The 14,526-nt window shown below is 42.9% G+C and carries 17 protein-coding genes; all 17 read left to right on the forward strand.

Features of this window, described 5'->3' with window-relative positions; genetic code table 11:
- Positions 1 to 3: 3 nt before the first annotated feature.
- Entirely contained in the window at positions 4 to 1,326 is a 1,323-nt protein-coding gene (ftsY, locus tag J0K78_RS00980; RefSeq protein WP_206945017.1) for a signal recognition particle-docking protein FtsY, read from the forward strand.
- Between the two features lie 75 nt (positions 1,327 to 1,401).
- Positions 1,402 to 1,731 (forward strand): putative DNA-binding protein, encoded by a 330-nt coding sequence (locus J0K78_RS00985; protein WP_115824939.1) that lies wholly within the window; start codon positions 1,402 to 1,404, stop codon positions 1,729 to 1,731.
- 13 nt (positions 1,732 to 1,744) lie between these two features.
- Positions 1,745 to 3,085: a signal recognition particle protein gene (gene ffh, locus J0K78_RS00990; protein WP_160913154.1), complete on the forward strand. Its 1,341-nt coding sequence runs from the start codon at positions 1,745 to 1,747 to the stop codon at positions 3,083 to 3,085.
- An 85-nt stretch (positions 3,086 to 3,170) separates the two neighbouring features.
- The gene (rpsP, locus tag J0K78_RS00995) at positions 3,171 to 3,440 is read left to right on the forward strand and encodes a 30S ribosomal protein S16 (protein ID WP_089652441.1); all 270 of its coding nucleotides are present in this window, start codon (positions 3,171 to 3,173) and stop codon (positions 3,438 to 3,440) included.
- A 22-nt stretch (positions 3,441 to 3,462) separates the two neighbouring features.
- Positions 3,463 to 3,690, forward strand: a complete 228-nt coding sequence (locus tag J0K78_RS01000; RefSeq protein WP_089652440.1) for a KH domain-containing protein — start codon at positions 3,463 to 3,465, stop codon at positions 3,688 to 3,690.
- A gap of 90 nt (positions 3,691 to 3,780) precedes the next feature.
- Positions 3,781 to 4,167, forward strand: coding sequence for a YlqD family protein (locus J0K78_RS01005; protein ID WP_206945018.1), 387 nt, complete (start codon positions 3,781 to 3,783; stop codon positions 4,165 to 4,167).
- A gap of 8 nt (positions 4,168 to 4,175) precedes the next feature.
- Positions 4,176 to 4,691, forward strand: coding sequence for a ribosome maturation factor RimM (rimM, locus tag J0K78_RS01010; RefSeq protein ID WP_206945019.1), 516 nt, complete (start codon positions 4,176 to 4,178; stop codon positions 4,689 to 4,691).
- On the forward strand, positions 4,691 to 5,422 hold the full coding sequence (trmD, locus tag J0K78_RS01015; RefSeq protein ID WP_206945020.1) for a tRNA (guanosine(37)-N1)-methyltransferase TrmD: 732 nt from the start codon (positions 4,691 to 4,693) through the stop codon (positions 5,420 to 5,422). The genes rimM and trmD overlap by 1 nt, the downstream gene beginning before the upstream one ends.
- Positions 5,423 to 5,549: 127 nt before the next feature.
- Positions 5,550 to 5,894, forward strand: coding sequence for a 50S ribosomal protein L19 (gene rplS, locus J0K78_RS01020; RefSeq protein WP_089652436.1), 345 nt, complete (start codon positions 5,550 to 5,552; stop codon positions 5,892 to 5,894).
- A 331-nt stretch (positions 5,895 to 6,225) separates the two neighbouring features.
- Positions 6,226 to 6,777, forward strand: a complete 552-nt coding sequence (gene lepB, locus J0K78_RS01025; RefSeq protein ID WP_206945879.1) for a signal peptidase I — start codon at positions 6,226 to 6,228, stop codon at positions 6,775 to 6,777.
- 10 nt (positions 6,778 to 6,787) lie between these two features.
- Positions 6,788 to 7,633: a ribosome biogenesis GTPase YlqF gene (gene ylqF, locus J0K78_RS01030; RefSeq protein WP_206945021.1), complete on the forward strand. Its 846-nt coding sequence runs from the start codon at positions 6,788 to 6,790 to the stop codon at positions 7,631 to 7,633.
- Positions 7,634 to 7,850: 217 nt separating this feature from the next.
- The gene (locus tag J0K78_RS01035) at positions 7,851 to 8,615 is read left to right on the forward strand and encodes a ribonuclease HII (protein WP_206945022.1); all 765 of its coding nucleotides are present in this window, start codon (positions 7,851 to 7,853) and stop codon (positions 8,613 to 8,615) included.
- A gap of 23 nt (positions 8,616 to 8,638) precedes the next feature.
- Complete coding sequence (locus J0K78_RS01040) at positions 8,639 to 10,495, forward strand: hypothetical protein (RefSeq protein WP_206945023.1); 1,857 nt, start codon at positions 8,639 to 8,641, stop codon at positions 10,493 to 10,495.
- The gene (locus J0K78_RS01045) at positions 10,492 to 10,761 is read left to right on the forward strand and encodes an EscU/YscU/HrcU family type III secretion system export apparatus switch protein (protein ID WP_160913168.1); all 270 of its coding nucleotides are present in this window, start codon (positions 10,492 to 10,494) and stop codon (positions 10,759 to 10,761) included. The genes J0K78_RS01040 and J0K78_RS01045 overlap by 4 nt, the downstream gene beginning before the upstream one ends.
- A 647-nt stretch (positions 10,762 to 11,408) precedes the next feature.
- Complete coding sequence (sucC, locus tag J0K78_RS01050; protein ID WP_206945024.1) at positions 11,409 to 12,569, forward strand: ADP-forming succinate--CoA ligase subunit beta; 1,161 nt, start codon at positions 11,409 to 11,411, stop codon at positions 12,567 to 12,569.
- Positions 12,570 to 12,586: 17 nt separating this feature from the next.
- The gene (sucD, locus tag J0K78_RS01055) at positions 12,587 to 13,489 is read left to right on the forward strand and encodes a succinate--CoA ligase subunit alpha (protein WP_160913170.1); all 903 of its coding nucleotides are present in this window, start codon (positions 12,587 to 12,589) and stop codon (positions 13,487 to 13,489) included.
- A 265-nt stretch (positions 13,490 to 13,754) separates the two neighbouring features.
- Entirely contained in the window at positions 13,755 to 14,438 is a 684-nt protein-coding gene (dprA, locus tag J0K78_RS01060; protein WP_242517674.1) for a DNA-processing protein DprA, read from the forward strand.
- Positions 14,439 to 14,526: the final 88 nt, after the last annotated feature.

The raw sequence follows: 14,526 nt of genomic DNA on the forward strand, positions 1-14,526 counted from the left end.
TCGATGAGTTTTTTTAAGAAACTGAAAGAAAAATTCGTGAAAGATCCTGAGTCGGATGAAAAAAAAGAGGAACAGCAGGCCCATGAAACAGAGGATTCCGAGGATAGGGAGGATTCTCAGGAATCCGATGCCCCACTCTCAGGTAGTACAGATCCAGAGGTGACCGACCTTCAGGGAGAAACAGAAACGAAAGAAACGGAAACAACTTTGGATGGAGAAGACGCTGCTGAACCTGAAGTGGAAGTAGAAGAAGAGACTGTAGAATCATCTGTGGTTGATGATGACGAGGAGAATGTAGGAGCTCTGGATGAATCTATGACAGAAGATGATGATCGAGAGAGCCAGGAAGAGGATGAAAAAGTGTCGATCGCCTCCAAATTTAAAATGGGACTGGCTAAAACAAGGAATTCATTCTCAACGAAAATTAATGATCTCGTCGCCCGTTACCGAACCGTCGACGAAGATTTCTTTGAGGAATTAGAGGAAGTGTTGATTTCTGCTGATGTCGGGGTTACAACCGTGATGGAAATGATTGAGGAGCTGGAAATGGAAGTGAAACGCAGAAACGTTCAGGATCCTCAAAAAGTGAAAGAAATTATTTCCGAAAAACTGGTTGAAATCTACTATGGTGATGATCGCGCTGAAGAGATCGAAGGGTTGAATGAAAATCCAGATGGTTTGACAGTCTATCTATTTGTTGGCGTAAATGGGGTAGGGAAAACAACGACCATTGGTAAACTCGCCCACCGATTGAAAAGGGAAGGGAAGAACGTAACCCTTGCCGCAGGAGATACATTCCGTGCAGGTGCCATAGAGCAACTGGAAGAGTGGGGCAAACGTGTTGGGGTGAATGTCACAAAGCATAGTGAAGGCAGTGATCCTGCTGCTGTCATTTATGATGGCATTCAATCGGCAAAATCGAAGAATGCCGATGTTCTCATCTGCGATACTGCCGGTCGTCTGCAAAATAAAGTGAACTTGATGAATGAGCTTTCCAAGGTCAAACGTGTCATTGAACGTGAAATTCCTGGAGCTCCTCATGAAGTGCTGCTTGTCCTCGATGCTACAACAGGACAGAATGCAATGAGCCAGGCAAAAACATTTTCTGAAGCGACGGATGTTTCCGGCATTGTCCTATCAAAACTTGATGGAACAGCAAAAGGCGGAATCGTTCTTGCCATCCGAAATGAATTGGAGATCCCGGTAAAACTCGTCGGCCTGGGAGAAAAAGTGACCGATCTTGAAACATTCGATGCTCATGCTTTCGTTTATGGTCTGTTTGCAGATATGATTGAAGAATATGAAGAAGAAGAAGAACTTTCATAAGCCTTGACATAAAGGTACATGTTCCTTTAGTATTTATGTGTAAAGGCATTTCACTTAACAAGGAGTGCTTCAAGCATGCTTGAAAAAACGACACGGATTAATTATCTATTTGATTTCTATCAATCGTTGTTAACTCCTAAGCAGAGAAACTATATGGAGTTGTACTATCTCGAAGATTACTCTCTTGGTGAAATATCGGAAACCTTTGATGTCTCACGTCAAGCCGTTTACGATAATATTCGCCGAACAGAGACGATGCTTGAAGAATATGAAAAAAAGCTTCATCTATATGGGAAGTTTGAAAAGCGGCAGAAAGTGATTAAGGAAATGGAGGCTCAGTTTAAAAAAGACGAGCTCCCTGCGCCTTATGAATCATGGCTGCACGAATTACAAGAATTAGAATAGGAGGGGATCTTCGATGGCATTTGAGGGTTTATCCGACCGTTTGCAGGAAACGATCAAGAAAATCAAAGGCAAAGGGAAGGTAAACGAACAAGACGTAAAAGAGATGACCAGGGAGGTCCGTCTCGCCCTCCTTGAGGCCGATGTAAACTTTAAAGTCGTTAAAGATTTTGTGAAGCGTGTCCGTGAACGCGCCGTCGGTCAAGAGGTCATGGAAAGCCTGACCCCTGGGCAGCAGGTTATCAAAGTTGTTAAAGAAGAGCTTACCGATCTGATGGGTGGCGACGAAAGTAAGATTGCTGTTGCCAAGCGTCCTCCGACGGTTATTATGATGGTCGGCTTGCAGGGTGCAGGTAAAACGACCACTACCGGGAAGCTTGCGAACCTGTTGCGTAAAAGCTACAACAGGAAGCCATTACTCGTTGGTGCGGACGTTTACCGTCCAGCTGCCATCCAGCAATTACAGACACTCGGAAAACAGCTAGATATGCCTGTCCATGAGGAAGGTACTGAAGCAAACCCTGTGGACATCGCCAAAAATGCGATAGCCAAAGCGAAAGAGGAGCATCATGATTATGTGCTCATTGATACCGCTGGTCGTTTGCATATTGATGGCGACTTGATGGGTGAATTGCAGGAAATCAAGGAAGCTGTCAATCCTGATGAGATTTTCCTTGTTGTCGATGCCATGACGGGTCAGGATGCTGTAAACGTAGCTGAAAGCTTCGATGAGCAGCTGGACGTTACCGGTGTTCTTCTCACAAAACTGGATGGAGACACCCGTGGTGGTGCCGCATTATCCATCAAAGCCGTGACAGGTAAACCGATTAAATTCGCAGGTATGGGGGAAAAGCTTGACCAGCTTGAGACTTTCCACCCCGAGCGTATGGCGTCAAGGATTCTCGGAATGGGCGACATGCTCACCTTAATTGAAAAAGCACAGACGCAGGTCGATGAAAAGCAAGCGAAAGAGCTGGAGTCGAAAATGCGTAATGCTTCCTTTACTTTTGAGGATTTCCTTGAGCAGATGGAGCAAGTGAAAAATATGGGGCCGCTGGATGAAATTTTAAACATGATTCCTGGTGCGAACAAAATGAAGGGTCTTCAGAATGTGTCCTTCGATGACAAGCAGATCGTTCATGTCGAGGCCATCATCCAATCGATGACTAAAAATGAAAGACAGGACCCTTCTGTTATGAATGCAAGCCGTAAGAAGCGGATTGCTAAAGGTTCCGGAACTTCTGTTTCAGAGGTCAATAGACTGTTGAAGCAGTTTGAAGAAATGAAGAAAATGATGAAACAAATGAGCAATACGAAAGGGAAAAAAGGCAAAGGAATGAAATTTCCTTTTATGTAATGGAAAAAACCTTTACACACCCTTGAAGTTCTGCTAAAATCTAAATCTGTGTGAAACATTAAAGAAATTTTGGAGGTTGTTAAAAATGGCAGTAAAAATTCGCCTAAAACGTATGGGATCTAAGCGTAACCCATTTTATCGTGTAGTAGTTGCTGATTCTCGTTCTCCTCGTGATGGACGTATCATCGAGCAAATCGGAACATATAACCCAGTTGCTAACCCTGTAGAGGTTAAACTTGATGCTGAGAAAGCGATCGACTGGATGTCTAACGGCGCGAAGCCAAGCGACACTGTTCGTAACCTTTTCTCTAACGAAGGCATCATGAAGCAGTTCCACGATAAGAAAAACCAATAAATCATAAAGTAGTGGTGATCCCATGAAAACCTTGATCGAAACGATCGTAACTCCGCTTGTCGATCATCCTGATGACATTGTGGTGGATGAGAAAGAAGAAAATCACAAAGTGGTTTATCATCTAACGGTCCACCCGGATGATGTAGGGAAAGTAATCGGTAAGAACGGGCGGATTGCGAAAGCGATTCGAACTGTCGTTTATGCGGCAGGTTCAGATTCTGAAAAACGGATCTATTTGGATATCATGTAAGAGAACTAATTTTATTGGTGTAAGAAGGGAGAAGGGAAACCTTTTCCCTTTTTTACTATTCTCAAGGAATAGCAGAGGGGCGGGCGAAAGATGCAGATCATCCGAACAGTACCTGTCAAACAGATTTTGACAGAGACGAGCCGTGCGCAAATCAAGGAAAAGTTCGACGAAAGATACCAACGTCTGGAACGTGAATGCAGGCAGCTTTCGTTTGAACAAAAAAAGCTGGAACGTAAGCCCGGGGTTTCCAGGCAGGAAGTGGAGCGGCGTTTTTCGAAAGAAATCGGTCGGAGAAAAGATCAACTGAAGTGGCTTGAATATCAACGTAAACAGTTGGATATCCTGCCAGATGGAAGTGAACTTGAAACGGATGATGTACAGGCATTGATTGAAGTTGAAGAAGGCGATCAATGGGAACAGGTCATTCAGGATCGTCAAATCGTCGTGGAAGACGGAAAAGTCATACGAGCGAGGTAATTGCACTCATGGAAAAACAGTTATTTAATGTTGGTAAAATCATAAACACACACGGCATCAAAGGAGAAGTGAAAGTTCATCGTGTCACTGATTTTGATGAACGATTTGAACCAGGTCAGCTTTTGTATTGGGTAAGTGATAACAGCGAGCCGAAACCACTGGTCATTCGGACACACCGGATTCATAAAGGTTTCGACCTTGTAAGCTTTGAGGATCATCCTACGATTAATGATGTCGAAGGATACAAGAATGGAAAGCTGATGGTTTCAGAAGACGATCATGAAGAGCTTGATGATCATGAATTCTATTTTTATGAAATCATTGGGTGTAGCGTGTTTTTAGAGTCAGGAGAAGAGTTAGGTGAAATCAAAGAAATTCTTACCCCTGGCGCGAACGACGTTTGGGTTGTGAAGCGTAAGAATCAGCCGGATGTTCTCATTCCATATATCGAACCTGTCGTTAAAGAAGTGGATCCGGAGCGGAAAACCATCATCATCGATCCAATAGAGGGGCTGCTGGACTAATGCATATTGATATTTTGACACTTTTTCCAGAAATGTTTGATGGTGTATTGAAGAATTCCATCATGAAGCGTGCTCAGGAACAGGGAGCTTTTTCACATCAATATATCAATTTCCGTGATTTCACTGAAAACAAACACAACAAAGTCGATGATTACCCTTACGGGGGAGGAGCAGGTCTTGTTTTATCCCCGCAGCCTATTTTTGACAGTATTCAGTCCATCAAAGATTCGGCGGAAAAACCTCCACGTGTCGTGCTTCTTTGCCCGCAGGGAGAACCCTACTCCCAGCAGAAAGCGGAAGAACTTTCCGAAGAAGATCACCTTGTCTTTATTTGCGGCCATTATGAAGGGTATGATGAACGGATCAGACAGGAACTGGTGACTGATGAAATTTCCATCGGTGATTATGTCCTTACTGGTGGAGAGCTGGGTGCGATGGTCGTCATCGATTCCGTAGTCCGACTTCTTCCAGGGGTTCTCGGAAATGAACAGTCGGCACCGATGGATTCATTCTCAAACGGTTTGCTGGAGCATCCCCATTATACGAGGCCGGCTGATTTTCGAGGTCACAAAGTGCCGGATGTCCTCTTATCAGGGAACCATGCCAAAATTGATGAGTGGCGTCACTATCAGTCATTGAAGCGTACTTTCGAAAGAAGGCCTGACCTGCTTGAAGGAAGAGAATTATCTGCCAAAGAGCAATCGTGGTTGGAAGAGTGGAAAAATAGCTGAGTATTGTTGATGTTTGTCTCTAGATATGGTATATTAAATTTTGTGCTTAAACGTACGGTTTAAGTGGAAAACGATGTTCCGCTGCCTCTTAGAAGACAAGAGCATTAGTTAAAAAGGAGTGAAAATCATGCAACAATTGATTCATGACATTACAAAAGAACAACTTCGTACGGATCACCCTGATTTCCGTCCTGGTGATACTGTGAAAGTACACGTGAAAGTTGTCGAAGGCACACGTGAACGTATCCAGGTATTCGAAGGTGTTGTCATCAAGCGTCAGAACGGCGGAATCAGCGAAACATTCACTGTTCGTAAGATTACTTACGGAACAGGTGTTGAGCGTACATTCCCAGTTCATTCTCCACGTATCGCTAAGATTGAGCGTACTCGTCGTGGTAAAGTACGTCGTGCGAAACTTTACTACTTGCGTAACCTACGCGGTAAAGCGGCACGTATTAAAGAAATTATCTAATTTCAGTGAAAAGGAGCTTGCGATGTCAAGCTCCTTTTTTCTACTTATCTATAGGTTTAACAAAATCATTATTTTCTTCACATGAATTTTCAGAAGCATCTAACCCTCCATGAGACTTTCAAAACTGAGTTTTCGAAAACAAAGCTAAACGAAAATGGAACCAAGGTTTAAGAAATTTATGATATGATTTATAAGACTATAATAAAACATAAGACAAGAGAGCATTCAGCAGCAAAGTTAACCCTGTATTATGGAAAGGCTGTATCTCTACAGCCGGTATACTGTGGTTTTGCCGCTCCAGACTCCTTCATTCAAGGAAGAAGGGATAATGATGAAACAACAATGGTTGGACTGGTTGAAAGCATTTCTTATCGCCGGTGTATTAGCTGTCATCGTAAGAGTGTTTTTGTTTGCACCCGTCGTCGTTGAAGGACCTTCCATGTTGACCACTTTACATAGCGGAGATCATTTGATTGTGAGTAAACTCAATTATACGCTTGGATCGCCAGAGCGATTTGATGTCGTTGTATTTCATGCAACAGAACGTAAAGACTATATCAAACGGGTGATCGGCCTTCCTGGTGATCATATTGCCTATGAAGATGATCAACTCTATGTGAATGGAGAACCCGTGGAAGAGCCCTTTCTTGATGAACGTAAACAGCAATTGAGCGGCACACGCCCATTGACTGATGACTTCATCATGGAAGAGGATATGTCAGGCAACTACAAAGAAGTCCCGGAGGGTCATTTGTTCGTGCTTGGTGATAACCGCAACAACTCGACAGATAGCAGGATGCTCGGCATGATTGATCAAGAGCAGATGGTAGGGGAAGCTGTTGTTTCCTATTGGCCATTAAATCGCATCCAGCTTGTGAACTAGGAGGATCTATATGACCATTCAATGGTTCCCTGGCCACATGGCCAAAGCAAAAAGGGAAGTCGCTGAGAAACTTAAACTCGTGGATTTCGTAATTGAACTCGTAGATGCACGTGCACCAATGTCTTCTCAGAACCCCATGCTTCATAACACGCTACAAGAAAAGCCCAAAATGATGGTGTTGATGAAAAAAGATCTCGCCGACACCCATGTAACCACTGAGTGGATTGAACATTTTAAAGAACAAGGTATTCCAGCCGTTGCTATTGAGGCAAATCATAAACAGGATGTACAGAAAGTTGTCCAGCTGGCAAAAGAGTTAGGTAAAGAGAAAATGGATAAACTCAAAGCGAAAGGCATCCGTCCAAGAGCCTCACGGGCGATGATCATAGGCATCCCGAACGTAGGTAAATCAACGTTGATCAATAGACTGGCCAACAAGAAAATGGCTAAAACAGGGGATAAACCAGGCGTCACCACGAAGCAGCAGTGGATAAAAGTGAAAAAAGAATTTGAATTGCTTGATACCCCTGGAATTCTATGGCCGAAGTTCGAAGAAGAGGAAGTTGGATATCGCTTAGCTGCCATTGGCACGATTAAAGATCAAATCCTTCCTAAAGAAGATGTAGCCGCCTATGTCCTTCATTTTCTCCATCAATCCTATCCAGAACGGCTTGAAGAGAGATTTGGTCTTGAGAATGTGGATGATATGATGGAAGCATTTGAGACCATTGGGAAAAAACGAGGCTGCCTCGAAAGTGGAGGCCGGATTAATTTTGAAAAAGTCTCTGACATTATCTTACAAGACTTGCGAACAGGGAAGCTGGGTATGATCACCCTTGAACACCCTGACTCATAAACAAAAGCGCAAAGAGGCTCCATGCCCTTGCGCTTTCTTTTATGAGTTTATTTCTGAGTTGCACCTTTAAATTATTCATACATGGCCACATTAGTGTCTCAATTATTAAAGTTCAAAGAAATCCATCCCAGGTGTTTATATAAAATAGAAAGAGATTATTTGATTTTAGAATGATGAAAATTGTCCGATATGATAAGAAATGGAGGGTTTAAGCAGCATGACCCAATTGACAGTAGCCCAGGTAAAGAAAAGACTGAATGATGATACATTGACCTCTCAAGAGTTAGCTTTGTTTAAAGAGGATTCGAGAAAAGGGGTACAGCAACTTGTGCAGCGTTACCATAAGGAAATCCGTCAAAAGCAAGAGTTGAGAAGTCAGTATGAAAAGATGATGGTTTTTGAAGAAGATCTCTTCCAACGTGGATTCACCCAGGTTGCAGGAATAGACGAAGCAGGGCGAGGGCCCATTGCCGGTCCTGTTGTGGCCGGTGCTGTTATTTTACCTCGTGATTATTACTTAGCAGGACTGAATGATTCGAAGAAGCTTTCTTTGAAGAGTCGGGAGGCATATTTTGAGCGGATCAAAGCAGATGCTGATTGGGGTGTAGGAATTGTCACAAATAAAGAGATAGATCAAATCAACATATATCAAGCATCTAAACTTGCTATGAAGAGAGCCGTCGAAGATCTTTCAGGCAAACCGGAACATTTACTAATTGATGCGATGGAATTGGACGCGATTTCGAGTCCTCAAACAAAACTCATTAAAGGGGATGAGAGAAGTGTTTCGATTGCTGCAGCAAGTGTCATTGCCAAAGTGACAAGAGACCGCATGATGGCTGAAATAGACGAACGGTATCCAATGTATGAGTTCCGTAACAATCAAGGATATGGAACAAAGCCACACGTCGAAGCACTAAAAAATCACGGGCCTTGTCCGATTCATAGAAAAACATTTGCCCCTGTGAAAGATTTGCTTTGAGTTAAGAAAGGGATGAAAAAGAGATGAATCATATAATCAATGGTCTTACACGTTTATCTACACACGCACCTCTGTCTGCTGAACTCAAATCGGGCCAACTGGTAAAAGGGAAAGTCATTCAATCCCTACAAGACAACAAGGTTGTGGTGAACTTGGGGAAGAAAAGTGTGGAAGCTAACGTGACTCAGTCGTTGATGAAAGGTTCATCTTATTTATTCCAAATCGAGCAGGTTGAACCATCCCTCATATTACGAGCTGTCTCTCGTTCTGAAGCGCGTACAGAACAAATAGATCATGCATCGCTTTTAAAGCAAATAGGTGTAAAAGTAAACAAAGACAACCTCTCCCTGATGAAAGCCATCGTTAATTTAAAGGTACCATTCAATAAGAAAGATTTGGCCCGAGCGTTCAGCTTGGTACAGTCTTCTTCCAACCAGCCATTTTCACGCGATCTATTACTACATATGGTAAGCAGGAAGATGCCCATTCAACCTTCTGTTTATGCGGCATTATCTATGAAATACACAGTTGAATATTCTCAAGCTTTGTCAGATGTTGAGCACCAATTAGTCGGAAAATCACTCTCTCTTTCTGATGAAAAAATTTTATCAATGATTCGAACTTTACGAGCAGAACAAAATCCCTATGCAGATAGCACTGCTTTGAACAAATTTAGCTCTAAATTAGCCAATGGTTCACAAGCGACTTTTCATCTTCTTCAGAAAGCCATGCTCATAGACAACAAGCACACCCTCTCTTCATTTCAGGAAGAGTGGTCTCAAAACAACCCCGCCATGGATACGTTACCCTTTTCAAAAAGACGAGTAGCTGTTTCTTTACAACAGTTGTTGCAAAATCAGCTGCCTCTGACGGCTTCAGAAAATCAAACGATCAAACAATGGATGAATACATCGGAAAAAATCCTGTCACTCTGGACTACACCACCTTCTGACACTGATTTCTCCATGTTGCCTCGCCAAACACGCAGACATTGGTCGGAGACTTTAAGGAAAATGGTGGACCAAAAAATATTGGTGCGAATAACTCCGCACTTGCAGGAGTCCACTAAGGTTTTTATGGATAAAGCCATCACTTTTTCAGATCAGAGCGAGAGTGAAAAACCCCCTTTTACAAGAACTGAATTTAGTTCTTTTGTTTCTACTATGCAAAAATTATTTGGAAAACAACTATCAATGGAGCAGCAAAAGCTCCTTGTTCAATCATTGCACGCATTAAGTCAACATGTCTCGGTGTCTGACAAAGACAAAATGTGGATTCAATTAAAAGCAATAGTGAATGAAACAGGTTTCAATGATGAGCATTTTCTAGCAAGAGCCCTTGAAAAGGGTGATGTACCTGTACAGAAAGAAAGTTCATTAAAGTCGTTGCTCATCAAAGGGGCAAATGAAGGTTCAGAAGTAAAAGCAGATACAGCAAATCGACTGATAAACCTCATCAATGGCACTCAAATTGCTTCCTCCCAGGATAACCCTCAAACACTGCAAATAGCACTTCAATTTCCAGGTGATTTCATAGGGGCTTTGAAGGATGTGCACATGAACATGGAAGGACGGAAGAATGAGGATGGCCAAGTTGATTCTGACTATTGTCATGTCATGTTCTACTTACATCTTTCTAAGCTGGAGGAAACTGTCATAGACCTTCAGATTGTGGAACGCCGTGTCTCTGTCGTCATTTATAATGAGAAACCAGAGCTGGAAAAGCTTTTTAAACCGTATCAACAGAAATTAGAAATGGGCTTAGAAAAGGCGGGGTATGAACTGAACTCTTTGAAGGCACGTGTCACGAGAGAAGTCCCGAAAACCTCGGACTCCAACATAAATGAGAAGGCGGAAGAAGGAGTGGATCTCAGAATATGAATGAAAAAAGAAAAGAAGCCATTGCTTTGACTTATCAATCTGAAAAAGCGGCTGCTCCAGAGGTTGTGGCAAAAGGGAAGGGTATCATTGCTGAAAATATATTAAAAGCAGCAGAGGAGCATCAAGTTCCTGTACAAGAAGACGCTACGCTCGTCGAATTGCTTTCGGAGTTGAACATCAATGAACAAATCCCGGAAGATCTGTATCAGGTGGTTGCTGAAGTTTTCGCCTTCATTTACAACGTTGAGCAGGAACTTAATAAATAACACTTATTGAAGGATATGACAGGATAGTGAAGGTCGTTTTCGAGTTGTTTCCGGTGTCATGGCCTTGTATTGCCAGTCGTGCCTAACCAGGTTGATGCCGCATTGGTGCCCTTTCCTGTGGGGAAGTGGAGAGCTTCCCAGCCCCCATTGGTAAGTGTGATAACGAACCCTCAGGACGCTTATTTCCCCTTGTATAGTAGCCATAAACGCTTCGTAACAGCATTTTAATGGAAAGACACAGAATTGTGCGCTCAATAGATCTGGAAAGCTATTTTTCATGGCAGTGGTTTCGAGAGGCTGAAATGGCAAAGGAGCGGAGGGGAATGGCGAGACTCCTGCGGGAAAAATTGCTTAGTGAAACCCCACAGGACATAGTCCGAGGAGTCTCACCGCGCTCCCGCGGAAAGCGAGCTATTCCCCGCAACCCTCCCATTCACTAATCAGAAATCTCGAAACTGAGTTTTTCGCAATCGAGAGCATCTTTGGAATAATAGAACAGGGGAAATTTGTCATTTTTAATCTAGTTTACATAATAATATACCTGGTAATCTATTGAATTTTTCGACAGATATCTAGCTTAGTATGGACAATTGATAGCGTTTTTTTATACAATGTACATGCAGTGAAATTTGATGGGAGGATGAAACATGAACATTCACGAGTATCAAGGAAAAGAAATCATGCGTGATTTTGGCGTATCTGTGCCAAATGGACACGTCGCATATACCGTAGATGAAGCTGTCGAAGCAGCAAAGAAATTAGGTAGCGATGTCACAGTTGTCAAAGCGCAGATCCACGCAGGTGGCCGCGGGAAAGCCGGAGGAGTCAAAATTGCTAAAAATCTTGACGAGGTGCGTACATACGCTGACGAAATACTAGGAAAAACTCTTGTAACCCATCAGACTGGACCAGAAGGCAAAGAAGTAAAGCGCTTACTTATCGAAGAAGGCTGCGATATTAAGAGCGAGTATTATGTCGGTCTTGTTCTCGATCGCGCGACTAGCCGTGTGACGATGATGGCATCAGAAGAAGGTGGCACAGAAATTGAGGAAGTCGCAGAAAAGACTCCTGAAAAAATCTTCAAAGAAGTCATCGATCCTGTGACAGGTCTCACACCATTCCAGGCGCGTCGACTAGCATTCAATATTAATATTCCGAAAGAATCTTTAGGAAAAGCTGTTAAGTTTATGCTTGGCCTTTATGACGTCTTTGTACAAAAGGATTGCTCTGTTGCAGAAATCAACCCACTCGTTACAACAGGTGACGGGGAAGTAATGGCGCTTGACTCCAAGTTAAACTTTGACGATAACGCTCTTTTCCGTCAAAAAGACATTGGTGAACTTCGTGATCTTGAAGAAGAAGATCCAAAAGAAGTAGAAGCATCCAAATACGACCTAAGTTACATCGCACTTGATGGAAACATCGGCTGTATGGTTAATGGTGCAGGTCTTGCGATGGCTACCATGGATACAATCAAACACTATAGCGGAGATCCTGCCAACTTCCTTGATGTCGGAGGCGGCGCTACAACAGAAAAAGTTACCGAAGCTTTCAAAATCATCCTTTCAGATGAAAATGTAAAAGGAATTTTCGTCAATATTTTCGGAGGCATTATGAAGTGTGATGTCATCGCTGAGGGTGTAGTTGAAGCGACTAAACAAATCGGACTTACATTGCCGCTCGTTGTTCGTCTGGAAGGTACGAACGTAGATGCTGGGAAGAAAATTCTTGATGAATCAGGCTTGAACATCACTTCTGCAGATTCTATGGCAGAAGGCGCACAAAAAATCGTTGAACTAGTCAAGTAAGAAAGGCGGGGAATCAGATGAGTGTATATATTGATAAGAACACAAAAGTCATTGTTCAAGGGATTACAGGATCGACAGCACTTTTCCATACAAAACAAATGGTCGAGTATGGAACACAAATTGTGGGCGGTGTCACACCTGGTAAAGGCGGCACTGAAGTGGAAGGAATTCCTGTCTTTAATACAGTTGCAGAAGCTGTAGAGAAAACGGGAGCAAATGCTTCCGTCATTTATGTCCCTGCACCGTTTGCAGCGGATGCCATCATGGAAGCGACAGATTCAGAAATGGATCTAGCTATTTGCATCACTGAACATATTCCTGTTTTGGATATGATCAAAGTTAAACGTTATATGGAAGGAAAGAAAACTCGCCTTGTGGGACCAAACTGTCCTGGTGTCATCACACCTGATGAATGTAAAATCGGCATCATGCCTGGCTACATCCATAAAAAAGGCCATGTAGGTGTCGTTTCTCGTTCTGGAACACTGACATATGAAGCGGTCCATCAGCTTTCTGAAGCTGGTATTGGTCAATCCACAGCGGTAGGAATCGGGGGTGACCCTGTGAATGGGACCGATTTCATCGATGTATTGAAGGCTTTCAATGAAGACCCTGATACTGAAGCGGTCATCATGATTGGTGAAATTGGTGGAACTGCCGAGGAGGAAGCAGCTGAATGGGTGAAAGCGAACATGAACAAACCTGTCGTCGGCTTCATTGGCGGTCGCACAGCCCCTCCAGGAAAACGCATGGGGCATGCTGGTGCAATTATTTCCGGTGGTAAAGGTACGGCTGATGAAAAAATCCGTGTCATGAACGAATGTGGAATCCAAGTGGCTGAAACACCTTCAGTGATGGGTGAGACATTAATTGGGGTTTTAAAAGATCAGAATCTATTCGATAAGTGTAAAACCCACTAAATAAATGAAGAAAGAGGCCGTATCGATGAACAGGTACGGCCTCTAAATTATGGAAATGAGGTGCCTGATGAAAGACCGTAGAACACGCTTACTCCTTCTTCATGATTCTCCTCACATGACGAGATCTCTCGTAAGAAAATTACTTCAGATCGATGCTTCTTTATTTCACCCCTTTTCATGTTCGGCTTCACAATTATCCAAAGATCTATCCATTCCCCATGCTAGAGCACAATCCATCCTCCGACATATAACAGAACCTAATATAATGAAGAAACTCGACATATACGACCAAAAATATACAATTGTCACCGTCTTTGATCACACTTATCCAGAGTCTTTAAAAACGATTCCAGACCCTCCTTATGTCCTTTACATGCAAGGAGATGTATCTTTTTTTTATAACCCCCTTTCCATAAGTGTGATCGGCACGCGCAGACCGTCATCGTATGCATTTCCTGCTATGAAAGCTGTACTTATCCCCCTCATCAAGTCAGGATTTACCATTGTCAGTGGAATGGCACAGGGAATTGATCAACTTGCCCACACGTTAGCGATTGAATATAATGGAAAAACAATTGCCGTTCTCGGTTCTGGATTTCAGCATATTTATCCTAAGAACAATCCTACACTATACCATAACTTGTCTGTAAATCACTTAGTCATTAGTGAATACCCGCCAGACTGTCCCCCGAAGAAGTACCATTTCCCTGAACGTAACCGATTGATCGCCGGATTGACTCCAAGCACCTTCGTGATCGAGGCTCGATTGAGGAGTGGAACATTAATTACAGTAGACCAAGCCTTGGAGCAGGGGAAAGATGTTTACGCACTTCCGGGTCCTGCGGGAAGGATAACCAGTGAAGGGTGTCATAAAATGATTAATGAAGGCGCAAAATTGGTTCATACGTATCACGACATTCTGGAAGATTGGTTAGAAAAATTTGAATAATCCGTTACAAAGGTGTTACATTCAAGGGTGAGATTGGACCAATTTGTGACTTTTTTGAAAAATATATGTTTGACAAACGGTTTCATTG

Origin of the sequence: Halobacillus sp. GSS1, assembly GCF_017307035.1 — a bacterium.
Taxonomy (GTDB): Bacteria; Bacillota; Bacilli; order Bacillales; family Halobacillaceae; genus Halobacillus; species Halobacillus litoralis.